At 49.7% G+C, this 12,528-nt stretch carries 9 protein-coding genes; 2 read left to right on the top strand and 7 right to left on the bottom strand.

The genetic code is table 11. The features are described from left to right. Positions 1-21: 21 nt before the first annotated feature. On the bottom strand, positions 22-1,788 hold the full coding sequence (locus H9I36_RS05610) for a hypothetical protein (protein WP_187384399.1): 1,767 nt from the start codon (positions 1,786-1,788) through the stop codon (positions 22-24). A gap of 112 nt (positions 1,789-1,900) precedes the next feature. Further along, complete coding sequence (locus H9I36_RS05615) at positions 1,901-3,400, bottom strand: DUF3943 domain-containing protein (RefSeq protein ID WP_187384400.1); 1,500 nt, start codon at positions 3,398-3,400, stop codon at positions 1,901-1,903. 138 nt (positions 3,401-3,538) lie between these two features. Here H9I36_RS05615 and H9I36_RS05620 point away from each other — a divergent pair, with 138 nt between their 5' ends. Continuing rightward, positions 3,539-4,789: a CDP-glycerol glycerophosphotransferase family protein gene (locus H9I36_RS05620; protein WP_187384401.1), complete on the top strand. Its 1,251-nt coding sequence runs from the start codon at positions 3,539-3,541 to the stop codon at positions 4,787-4,789. Here H9I36_RS05620 and H9I36_RS05625 read toward each other — a convergent pair whose 3' ends face one another. The 5 genes from H9I36_RS05625 to H9I36_RS05645 form a co-directional block, all read right to left on the bottom strand. Beyond that, complete coding sequence (locus tag H9I36_RS05625; RefSeq protein WP_187384402.1) at positions 4,790-5,911, bottom strand: phosphotransferase enzyme family protein; 1,122 nt, start codon at positions 5,909-5,911, stop codon at positions 4,790-4,792. A 212-nt stretch (positions 5,912-6,123) separates the two neighbouring features. Continuing rightward, positions 6,124-8,157 carry a DUF5107 domain-containing protein gene (locus H9I36_RS05630; protein WP_187384403.1) on the bottom strand — a complete coding sequence of 678 codons (2,034 nt, stop codon included), beginning with the start codon at positions 8,155-8,157 and terminating at the stop codon, positions 6,124-6,126. A 14-nt stretch (positions 8,158-8,171) separates the two neighbouring features. Next, positions 8,172-9,044 carry a carbohydrate ABC transporter permease gene (locus H9I36_RS05635; RefSeq protein ID WP_187384404.1) on the bottom strand — a complete coding sequence of 291 codons (873 nt, stop codon included), beginning with the start codon at positions 9,042-9,044 and terminating at the stop codon, positions 8,172-8,174. 13 nt (positions 9,045-9,057) lie between these two features. Continuing rightward, the gene (locus H9I36_RS05640; RefSeq protein ID WP_370586951.1) at positions 9,058-10,077 is read right to left on the bottom strand and encodes a carbohydrate ABC transporter permease; all 1,020 of its coding nucleotides are present in this window, start codon (positions 10,075-10,077) and stop codon (positions 9,058-9,060) included. Positions 10,078-10,172: 95 nt separating this feature from the next. Then, the gene (locus H9I36_RS05645; protein WP_187384405.1) at positions 10,173-11,411 is read right to left on the bottom strand and encodes an ABC transporter substrate-binding protein; all 1,239 of its coding nucleotides are present in this window, start codon (positions 11,409-11,411) and stop codon (positions 10,173-10,175) included. Between the two features lie 193 nt (positions 11,412-11,604). Here H9I36_RS05645 and H9I36_RS05650 point away from each other — a divergent pair, with 193 nt between their 5' ends. Then, positions 11,605-12,528, top strand: coding sequence for an AraC family transcriptional regulator (locus H9I36_RS05650; RefSeq protein WP_187384406.1), 924 nt, complete (start codon positions 11,605-11,607; stop codon positions 12,526-12,528).

The following is a 12,528-nucleotide window of genomic DNA, read 5'->3' on the forward strand; positions in this document are numbered from 1 at the left end:
AACTTCGCTGTATACCGCGAGTTACAACATCGTATAAGTGCACGAAAGAGAGAGCTCAACGCCGTGTGCAAAGGAGCCGCTCACGTTTTTATTGTTAAAAACAAAGGCATACGAAGTTTGCGCACCGAATTGAAAATGCTTATTTAAAATATAGTTTCCTTTCAGCGTAATGCAGTTCGTATACTGCACAATTCCCGTAAGGCGATAAGTGCGCGCAAGAGCTTCTGCATCCGAAGCGGAAAGCCCCCCCTGTGCGCCGCCATGCTCTTTATATATTTTATACAGTACGGAAGGATAATAGCTGTAATATTTTTTGCCGTTTATCTCGATTTGGTTGCCGAAAAGACCGAACGAGTTCGTGCCGTGCGCGACAAAGAGGTATTCGAAATCCGCCGACCATTTGCGCGGCTGCACGTAGCCGACTCTCGCCTGTGCTCCGATGCAGTCAGGACCGAAGGGAGTGCCGATCCACGAACAGATCGGCGTACTGCCCTTGCTCTGCATATTAAAACGTTCGCGGTACAGCGACCATTCGGCACCCTGCTTGACATAGCAAAACGGCGTCGTATAGACGGCTTCTGTCGTCGCAATCCAATAGCCGCCCCTGCTTTCGGGAAAGGTCAGCTCTACGCCGAGCTGCGCGCCAAAACTGTCGGGAAATGTTCTTCCCGTTTGCGATTTCAGTTCGTTTGCCGACTGTATTTCGTTTTGCGCATACAATCCGTATATGCGGACGTTTTTACACGGCACGATATCGAAATCGATACCCATATACGCGCAGACGTACGCTTCGCCGTAATAGGGTTCTTCCTCTTTGCCGATATATTCCGTCCAAGCGCCGAACGAATGCATGATCATGAGCGGATTTAAAAAGCGAAGTTCGAACGGACGGGAGACGAGCGTCCCTTCGATAACACCCGCGCGTATCCATTTAAAAGGCGAAGCTTCGATTCTGTGTGTATATAAAAATTTATCCCGTGCGATTTCGACGACGTTCATGCCGTACCTGATGTGCGGCGAATAGAGATTGAACTGTACGTATGCGTCCGTTTCGAAGGTCGAATTATAAATGATGCTGCCTGTCTGCGTCTTTCCGATGCGCATTCCCTCGTGTGCAACATTGACATTGACGCCCCATTTGTTAAAATACGCTCCGACGCTTCCGTAAGCATTACGCGGCCACAAAAAATCGAAATCGTTAAAATCGTAGGGCAGATTCGTAACGTTTCCGTCTTCCGACATTCCCCAAAAGCTCTTTGCAAAGCACGGATCCGTTTGGATAACAAAGGCGTCTCCGAACGTAAGATAAATCGGAACGGTGATAAAGGGGTCTGACGCTTCGCTTCCGATAAACGACGATGCCGCTCCGTAAGTTTTCCGTCCCGCGTGTCCCGTATAATCGGTCGCAAACGTCCAATCGATATCGCCCGAGCTTTTGTACATAAGAGAAGGCTTTGCAAGCACATTGAAGCCGAACGCCACATCTCCGTATTTCAGAGAAAACGCATCGCGCTTCAAAAACGCTTGCGCTTTTTCATAGAGCATTTTGCCCGAAGCCGACAGCAGATCGTAATCGATATCGGCTATATACATTTTGATTTCCGAAACGGAAAGCGGCGCATTGTCCGCAAGGGACGTTCTTCCCGATTCGGAGTTGAGCATATACAGGGCGTCGTATATCCAATGCCCCGACGGAATAAGCTGCTGAGAACTGTGAATTTGCGCAAAGCAAAAATGCGAAATCGATAAGAGAACGCACAGCGTGCAGATTTTTTTTACGTTTGTCATATCGTTATGATAATGATATTCGAGCAGAATGTCGAGATTTTATTCGTTCGTGGGATCAAGCGTTCGCCGTAAAGTGCGGGCGTATCTTTTCTGCACATGCGTATGCAGGATTTTAAAAACAGCGCTTCACGTACAGTTTCCAATCGCTTGTCGTTTGAAAGACGTCGGAACCCTTGTTATAAAAGCCGAATTTTTGATACAAAAAAAACGACAGCCCCGCATAATAATTTTTATACACGCAGTGTTCGTAGGCTGCGTTTCCGTACCAGATGAGGTTGTACCCCGAAGAACCTTCGGGAGGAGCGGAACCGGGTATCGTGTAAAACGCGCTGAACGCTCCGTCGAGAACAAAAGTTCCCGCGCGAAGGTTCGCCGCTCTAAAGCCCGCCTTTGCGTTCCCGCCGATGCCCAAATCGTAGAGACGCTGTTCGCTTCCGTCGTATATCGATTTTCGCTTGTTCGCTTTGAGATTAAAATAATAATCCGACGCGCCCAAGTATGTAGCTCCGATGCCGCTTTTCCACTCGAGCGTCCACGCGTGGGCGAGCTCGTGCTTTTGACGAACCGAAAAACCGAACGAATTGTTTTGATAATTCACATCCGTCGCCATGATAAAATCATACGACAGATCGAGGGCAAGCGTCGTCGCAAGCGTATCGCTCGCATCGAAAACCCACGAGCGCAGCAATCCGTTTGCAAATATTTTTATGTCGTAATAATTTCCGTCAAAGCCCGCGTCGGTCGAAAGCGTAAACTGTTCGAAGGGCTTTTGTACGTCGCGCACGTACGGGCTTCCGTATACGAGGTCGAAACCGATGCCGCCTGAGACGGCATTTCGGTAACCGTCGTCTTTATAAGCTTTGTCGGAAAAATCGAAGGCGGTATCGATGTGATCGGCCGACAAGCGAATCGAAAACTCTTCGATCCGGTCTTTTTCCCGCGGCGCTTTTTCTCCGGTGAGGAACCGGTTTAATGCGGCCTGCGGGCTTGCGATCCATGAAAGATAGGGATACTTGTCGTCGAGAGAAAGGTAGATACGGTGAAACATTTCGCCCAAAAAACTTCCGCCGATCGGCGTATGGATGACGTCGTTAAACGAAGGCGGCTCGTTTTCCATCGTATATTCCCACATCAGCGATCCGAAAGCCGCAAACGCAAAGGATTGCCAAAAATTAAAACCGTTCGCCCTGCCCGCCGCAAAGTACACCGACCCCTGATACGGATGACCGATTTGGTTTACTTCGAATTCGTCCTGATCCCACACCCACGGATGCGTGATATTGTGAGCCATCGTCGAAAGGGAAATGTCGGCGAATTCCGATCGCGTGACAACTCGGTTAAACGTCGTTATAAAAATATTGAACGAAAAGACTTCGCCCGCGGCGATTGCACCGTGCCGGAAATCCGCTTTCGTAAATTCCGCTTCTTCGAAATCGCGTTCAGCCTTTTCAGCGCCGTCGTCCGTACCCTCTTTACCGAAAACGCTATCAGCCTTTTCAGTAAAATCGATCGCTTGGGTTTCGGCAATATCGCCCGCATTTTGTTGTGCGTAAACAGCGGTACAAACGCACAACAAAAGCATACAAGCCGACAGCCGTATATTTTTTTTCATAGAGCCGCCTTTATACAGCGGTACTGTACCATAAAAAATGTCGCCTGTAAACGGTACGCATTTTACTGTTTTATGTTTTGTTGATTGAAACGGCGATCCGTGATAAAATGGCGCGTATATGAACAGACAGGAGTTTTTATGCAGACGGCGTTATTTTTATACATAGATCCGGGAACGGGCAGTATGCTCTTTTCGATCCTCATCGGAGCGGCTGCGACGCTTTTTTTTCTCGGCAAAGCGGCGCTTTTAAAACTGAAATTGTTTTTTTCGGGAAAACGCGGCAAGGGAGCTCAAGCCGCCGACGCGTCGTATAAACAGTACGTCGTCTATTGCGAAGGAAAACAATATTGGAACGTCTTTAAACCCGTCGCGGACGAATTCGAAAAACGGCGGCTTCCACTCATCTACTACACATCGGCCGAAGACGATCCTATTTTCGAACAGCAGTATCAATTTGTTAAAGCGGAATATATCGGCGAAGGAAACGCCGCATTTGCACGCCTCAACCTTTTAAGCGCGGGCATCGTTTTGATGACGACGCCCGGTCTCAACGTGTATCAGCTCAAGCGCAGCAAAAACGTAGGTCACTATTCGCATGTGCTCCACATGCCGAACGACGCGACAACGTACCGCCTCTTCGGCCTCGACTACTTCGATTCCGTGCTGCTCACCGGCGATTATCAAAAAGCGGATATCCGTGCGCTCGAAGCTCAGCGCGGCATCGCGAAAAAAGAGCTCGTCACCGTCGGCTGTACCTATCTCGATGTGCTTGCGCAAAAGATCAAAGCGATTCCCGAAGAAGAACATCACGTCTTTACGGTGCTCGTCTCTCCGTCGTGGGGAGATGTCGGCGTTTTAAAAAAATACGGCGAACGCCTCCTCGATCCGCTTGCCGCGACGGGATGGCGTATTATTGTGCGTCCGCACCCGCAATCGAAAAAGTCTGAAGCCGATATGCTCGACCGTCTTGAAAAGCGTTACAAAGACAGCAAAAACGTCGAATGGGATTACAATCGCGACAATATCTACGCGATGAAAAAAGCGGATATAATGATTTCCGATTTTTCCGGTATCATATTCGATTATGCATTTTTATGCGATAAACCGGTCATGTACGTCAACGCCGACATGGATCTGCGCCCCTATGACGCCTACGATCTGCAAAAAGAGTTATGGCAGTTTGCAATGTTGAAAAAGATCGGCATCAAACTCGATGAAGCGGATTTTTCGTCGATCAAAGACGTCATTCAGAACGCGAGCGACAGCCCTGCCCTCGCCGCCGGACGGAAAGAAGCGAAAGCGGCCGCGTGGATGTACGAAGGCAAAGCCGGCGCGAATATCGTCGACTTTATGATCGAAACCGTAAACGCGCTTAAAGCCGCCGTATAATCAGCAGATGCAGGCTACGGAGCGCACAATCGCTTCGAGCGAATCCTTCCGCGTTTCGAATTCGCGGACGAGTTTTATCTGTGTGCGGGCGCGGTCGAGGTTGTGAGATTCACGGTCTGTCTTAAAATAGCGGTCGCCTTCGATATAGTCGGCGAGAAAGCGCATGCCGCATTCGAGCGTCATAATCTTTGCTCCTACAGGAAGCAGGCGAAGCTCGCTTTCGGTGAGCGTACCGCGCGAGCCTGCGATATATCCCTCCGCACCGGCGCGGAATAATTTTTCGTCAAGGCACACCTTCGACAGATCCCTTTCGTCTTCGGCACCCGTGCTCGCGCCGAAGCGTATCGCATCTCCGAAATCGAAACCCGCAAAACCCGGCATCACCGTATCCAAATCGATAACGCATAAACCTTTGCGCGTCTCCTTGTCGAGGAGCACGTTATTGAGCTTCGCATCGTTGTGCGTCACGCGGAGGGGAAGGACGCCCTCGCTGTATGCGTCGGCGTATACGCGCATATCGCGTTCGTGTGAGATATAAAAATCGATTTCGTCCCGAACGGATGCCGCTCTGCCGCACGCGTCGCGCTTTACCGTATCGATAAAATCGCGGTAGCGCTTCGGCGTATCGTGAAAAGCGGGAATCGTTTCATGCAGAGAAGATGCCGGAAAATCGGAGAGAAGATATTGAAATGTGCCGAACGCATAAGAGGCGTTGTAAAAATCGGTTTCGCTTTGCGCGGCGTCTATACTCAGCGCGTCTTCGATAAAACGATACGCCCTCCAGCACGCGCCTTTTTTGCTTCGGGTATAGAGAGCACCCTCTTTATTTTTAATAAAGGTCATCGCTTCACGCGACGCGTCTCCTCCGTTTTTAATAATTTTTTCTGCAAGGAACGAAGTAACGCGCCAGATATTGTCCATGAGCGCGTCAACGTCTTTGAATACGTCGGTATTGATACGCTGTACGATATAACGGTTTTCTTTTCCGCCGTCGTCATAGGTTGCAAAAAAAGTGTCGTTTATGTGGCCGCTTCCGAAGCGGACGCACGAGCGGCAGACTCCGGAAAACGGATAGGATGAGAGGATATCGCGTATTTCCGCGTTTCGCTCTTCGCCGATCATAAGGACTCCCATAAAAACTTTTGCAGGATGTTTCGACATCCGAAAAAGTTTTTAGCCGTGCGCGTAAGCGCACACGTTGAATAGTCGAGTTTGCGAAATACGGTATATCATATCTATTCTGTTTTTATCAAAACGATACACATACACTTCTTCTGCAAACATCCGTGCAAACTCGAGATAAAAAGCGACGGCGATATTTCAGACGGCGCTTTTTATCGTACCTCCTTTCGACCGCTCAATCCGCCGGAAGACTTCATGCTGAAATCGAGGCAAAAGGGCGGCGGCGAAGCGTGCATTCTGCTCCAAATATCGGCAAGCGGAGATTCGCTTTCGCGGATATTCGCAAAGTTGCGGGAAAGCGTTTTGTACGCTTCATCTTTTTTTCCGAGCGATGCGCATGCCCTGCCGTACGCGACGGCAAGGGAATCGCTGTTTTTCCACGCATCGGGAAGCGAGCTATAGAGTTCGATCGCTTTTTCATAGCGTTCCGTTTGTACGAGGAGGGCTGCGTATTCTTCGGCAACGGAGACGTCCGCATAAAATCCTGCAGCCCGGGAAGCGCACTCATAATGCGAAAGCGCTCCGGCAATATCGTTTTTGAAAAGCGCAAGCTGCGCGAGATTTCTCTGCGTCCACGCGGTGCTGCACGCTTTTTCGGCATTGAACCAACACGATGCGGCACCTTCTTCATCGCCGTTTTCCATTTTCATAAGGCCCAAGTGATAGAATGCATTCCACGGGGGCATCTCTTTCGAAGCGGCTATGTATGCTTCAAGCAGTTCCTGCCATTTTCTCCCTGTCATAAATTGCCCCGGACCGTCTTCGGGGGCGCGATACGGAAAGCTTCCTTCCGTAAGCAAAAGCCGCCACTGGTTTTGCTCGTCCGAAAAACAAAAGGCCGCAGACGGCGGTATATCGCTTTCGCCCTGCATCATCCGCCGCTCTTTTTCGAGCGCGCCCCACTCCCCCGCATCGGAAAGCGTTTTTGAAATCGGAAGATCGGCTTCAGCCGCATAGGATGCGTCGAGCAAATCGAGCTTTGACGTGTCGATCGAATCGCGTACGCGGCGCTCGACGGCGCTCGCGGCGAGATTCCAATCGTTCGATGCGGCATCGCTTACCGATACGCAAAGAAGTCCGAAAGCCTGCGTCCACTCCCACCTGTCACGCGGGGGCATACTGACGCCGTGGAGCTGCGTTTGCGAAAGCCCCGCCTGTATTTCAAAGTAGCGGCAGTCGGCACTTTCCTCTTCCCCTTCGCGTGCGCCAAGCGACGTTTCGGCTTCCCCTGCGAGAAAACTCCCCCAATGCCTCCCGCCGCGGCAGTTTCCCCAGCAAAACATTTTACGGTATGAAAGCTCTCCGGTCGAAACGTCGAACAAACCCGCGCCGTCTTTTTCGAGGGCTGCTTCCCACGGATGGGATTCGTCGGTACAGTTAAAAAAGTATTCGCTCGAAAAAGGTATGCGCGCAGGATAGGACAGGTCGATGTCGGGAGCTATGGGAAAAAACGGCATACGGCCGTAACCGAAAGTCGGTCTGCCGTTTTGATCATCCGGCGTTTTATACAGGGCATGACGGGAAGAAGCGAACACGCGGGACGAGTCCGTCTGCGGCACTGCGATATTCGTCCAATAATAAACGGAAAGCGGCTCGTCGTTTATATTGAAGATGACCGGATGCGCGTACAAAAAATGCGAGGATGAGGGAAGATGAAAATCGATTTGCCAAAAAAAATCTTTGCACCGCTCATACGAATACATGCGCAGAAATTCTTCACCGTCCGATGCGCGCACCGACGCAAAGCCGACGGTCGAACAGGTTGTAAACGCGTGCCCGTACTGTCCCACATTCCATTCAATGCCGCCTGAAAACCACGCATTGCGTATGGCGAGATTTGCCGGCTGGAGCACTCCGTTTTTGTACAAAAGCTCGCGCCCCTCCGTTTTGTCGACGAGCGACCAAAGCCGCCCTCCCCAATCGGGAAGAAATTCCGCTTTGATAAAATCGTTTTCCATGACGATCGTGCGGATATCGCATTCCTTTCTGTTACGGTCGTATCTGTCCTGCACCGTATACGGCAAAATCCGATAACCGCATGAAAAACCCGCTCCGCTCAAACAAAAGGGCGGCGTTCCTTTGCAAAACTCGACGCGCATATCGTGTTCGCGAGAGCGGAAATGCGGCAGCGGGTTTTCCCCCTGCAAAAGTGCGGCGGATATTTTTTCGGTCGAAGCATATATCATACGATAAAATCCTCTCAGCCCTTGATCGCTCCGCTCGTCACTCCGGTGATGACTTTTTCCGAAAGAAAAAGATACAAGATAAACGTCGGCAAAAACACGATGACGACGCTCGCAAACATACCGCCCCAGTCGCCCGTGTAGCGCATCGACTGAATCATATTGTAGAGTCCGACGGCGACAGGACGTACGGAAGTTCTGTTTGCGAATATGAGCGACATAAAATATTCGTTCCACACGGTGATAAAATTGAAAATGCTCATCGTTACGATACCGGGCTGTGCGAGCGGAAAGATGATAATCCAAAACGTCATTATAGGATGACAGCCGTCTATAGCCGCAGCTTCTTCGTACGACGGGCTCAAATTTCTGAAAAATGCGGAAAGGTAAAATACGCCGAAGGGAATGTTCATCGCCGTATACAGAAAGATAATAAGGGCGCGATTGTTCGTCAAATGCAGCTGCGACACAAGACCGAACAGAGGCATGATAACCATTATAAGCGGTATGCCGAGCCCCGCAGCGAACATATTTTGCAGCAGCGCGTTTCCTTTGAATTTAAAACGGGAAAGCACGTAGGCTGCGGGTGCGGAAATGACGACGATCGCCGTACAGGATGCGAGCGTGTACAAAAGTGAGTTCATAAAAAACACCGAAACCTTTTGCGTATTCCACGCTTTTATGTAATTGTCCAAGTGAAAGCCGCTTTCGAATTTGAACATGTGGTCGGAAAAAATTTCCTGGGACGTTGAAAAAGAAGCGAACACTACCCAGCCGATGAGGATAAACGTAAACAAAACCCACAGACTCACAAGCGTATACTTTGCAATACCGAAACAGTTTCGACTCGTATTCGATTTGCCTCTATACATTTTATTAAATTCGGACATCGTATGCCTCCCGTCACACTTCCGTGTCGTCGTTTTTCACGATCCGGCTTGTCAACAAAAACACGACGACAACGATGAGCATCATGATAATACCGATTGCGGCTCCGGCACCGGTATCGCGTGCCGTATTCGCCGCAGATGAAGAGCCGAACACGAGTTCGTACATATAATTCATCGGTGCGACGGTATCGTTCGAAAGATTTACCGGACTGAACAGCTGCCCCCACACGAAAAAACCGACGGTATATACCGTCCACATAACGAGGTTCGTGCGCGCGACACCGCGCAAAAACGGAACGGTTATATGTATAAAGCGCTGCCAACCGTTGCATCCGTCAAGCAGCGCCGCTTCGTAATAATCGCGCGGAATCTGCTCGATGCCGCTCATAAAGATAAGCATGTGATAACCGACCATACCGAAACAATATGCGACGAGCATGCTCCAAAAGAGATTGCCCGGTCCCGTCCACAATATCTTTTCCGCTCCCCGAAGGATGCCCATGCTATGGAGCACGCCGTGGAGCAAACCGTAGTCGGGATTGTAGATGTAATTGATCCACATCGTTCCCATAGCGACGGCGCTCACGACGTTCGGAAGATAGATGGCGCTTCTGAAAAACGCTTTTGCGCGGATGCCGCTCGACAGGATGACGGCGAAAAGCAAACTCACGAACATCGTGCCGAGTCCGCCCGTAAACCAAATGCGCGCGATATTGAACATCGACTGCAAAAAAATCGGCGTTGAAAATAATTTTTTATAATTGCCGAAACCGAAAAATTTCCAGCCTGCAACGGGCTCGGAAATACTTTCGATACGGAAAAAACTCATGACGAAGGTTCTGACTGTCGGATACAAAAAGAACAGCGCATAGCATATAAGAGCGGGCGTCAAAAAGACGACAATCATCATTTTATTTTTTTTGAGCATGGCAAAACCGTCCTGAGTAATGAAAAGAACACGGTCGACTTCTTCGCTCCGGAGACGATCGGAGCCGTCCGGAAATTGCGGGGCGCACGACAGTGCGCCCCGCATGTCTCTCGGCTGCCTCCGAAAACCGCAGCTTTCAGAGCTTGTTTTTTAAATGACCCTTTTTCTAATGACACTTTTTGAAATCGATGTCCGTTTTGTTATTTTGTCATTGCATCCGCAAACGACTTTGCCGTATGTGTACCGACGATGAGTTTTGCGAAATTTTCTTTTATCTTTGCGTTTACATCGGGACTGTCTTCCATGCCGCAGGCATACGGAAAACGCTTCGTCGTCGAATCGACGATCACTTTCGCATCGGCAAGCTGAGGAGGCCACGACGAATCGTTTGCGACCGGAATGCCGATGCTTTCGGATGCAAGCCGCTCGTCCCATTTACCCGTAGTCATATAGACGATAAAGCGGAACGCTTCTTCGGCGTGCTTGGAATTCTTATTGATGCCGAAACTCTGAGCTCCGAAATTGTTCGCTTCCGTACCGTCGCCTGCAGGCGAAATCGCCGGCCACGCAAATGCTCCCCAGTTCATATCGGGTGCATTCCCTTTGATTTCATTCGGAAGCCATGTACCGTTGAGATACATCGCCGCCTTCCCCGTTGCTATATCTTCAACCTGTCCCGCAGGATAAATATTCGCCGCCGCTTTCGGAATGATGTATCCGTTTTTCGCCATATTTTCCCAAATCTTTCCGAACTCAAGCACTTGCGGACCGGTAAAATCGTTGTTTTTTACCATGTCAAGCGCGGCATCTTTACCGACGAGCCTGTCCATACAATAGCCGAATAGAGCCGCCATATATGCGTCGTCGACGGTGATGCCGTACACGCCGATCGCTTTGAGCTTTGCGCACGCATCGAGCATTTCATCCCATGTTGCGGGCACGGAAGCGATGCCGGCTTTTACGAAGAGGTCTTTATTGTACATCGTGACGAAAGCCGAAGGCTGATACGGAATATTTTTTACCGTGCCGCCCGCCAAATCGCGCACGATGGAAAGAAGCGAATTGTTTACGATATCTTTATACGCTTTACCGCCTGTCGTCGGATATGTCTTTTCGATAAACGAATCGAGAGGCAAAAGATACTTTCCCCACGCATTGACAACGCGTTCGATATCTTCATCGAAGAGGTCGATGGACTCTCCGGCATCGAGCGCCGGCTGGAGCGTTTTTCTGATTTCCCTGCCGTTGAAATTGACGTCGATTTTGATACCGGTTTCTTTTTCGAATTCCCGTACCGCTTCGGCGATAACCTGCCCCTGCGGCTCGGCTTCGTTCCACATACTCCAATACACAATTTTTTCACTTTTTTTGCCGCCGCAGCTTATAAAAAGCGCAGCGCACATAAAGACCGCACATACCGCCCGAATCGATTTTTTCATACATCCCCCTATTGAAAATCCTAAAACCCGTATCGCACTCAACGGCTTCCGCACAGCAGAAAACGTCAATTTTCGAAGATGTCGTTTCAAAGATGCCGTATCGATAAAAGTGTATCATGTGAATTTTCAGTTGTATTTGCACGATACGGTGTAAAATTTGTCATTTTCGAAAAATCGATGTATACTCGGAGCTATGGATATCGACAGCACTGCACAGTATACGCCGTTTTATCCGCAAAAATTGATTTCCGTCGATGCGATCGTAACCGTTCACTATTTCGAATACCGAAGCAGGTTTTCTTTTGCAGGAGAACGTCACGATTTTTGGGAACTCGTGTGCGTCGACAAGGGCGAAATCGAAATATACGACGGAAAGGCATGGTCGCGCCTTCGCCGCGGGCAGATGAGATTTCACAAACCGAACGAATTTCACGCACTCAAAGCGAACGGCATCGTTTCCCCGAACGTCATCGTCGTTTCATTTATCTGCACATCTCGCGCAATCGATTTTTTCAGAGACAAAACCTTTTCGTATACGCAAAGCGAACAGTCGCTGCTCGCCGAAATCATCGCGCACGCGCGGAACCTGTTCGCCACTCCGCTCGATGATCCCTACCTGACGAAAATGGAAGCGCGAACTTCGGCTCCTCCGTGGGAAGCGCAGCTCATCGTCTCCAATCTTGAACTGCTTTTGCTGTCGCTGTATCGCACACATACCGAAGGGGAGCATACCAAACAGACACATGTAAGCTCTTACGCGCGCTTATCGTATGAAGATGCAATCGTCAAAGCGGCGCTCGATTATTTCAATAAAAATCTGTTTCGGATGCTCCGTTCCGACGAAATCTGCGAAAACGTGCACGTCAGCTACGATCTTCTCAAAAGCATCTTTTCAAAACGATTCGGCTGCGGTCCGATGAAATACTTTGCACGCATGCGCATCGACGAAATAAAAACGCTCATACGCAATTCGGTTATGAACGTTTCGGAACTCGCATCCCATTTCGGCTATTCGTCGATCCATTATTTTTCGCGCCAGTTTAAAAATGAAACCGGCATGTCGCCGACTGAGTATGCGACATCGATTAAAGCGAAAACGGAAAAGAAATTCGGCTGA

Origin of the sequence: Treponema sp. Marseille-Q4130 (assembly GCF_014334325.1) — a bacterium.
In the GTDB taxonomy this organism is placed as follows: domain Bacteria; phylum Spirochaetota; class Spirochaetia; order Treponematales; family Treponemataceae; genus Treponema_D.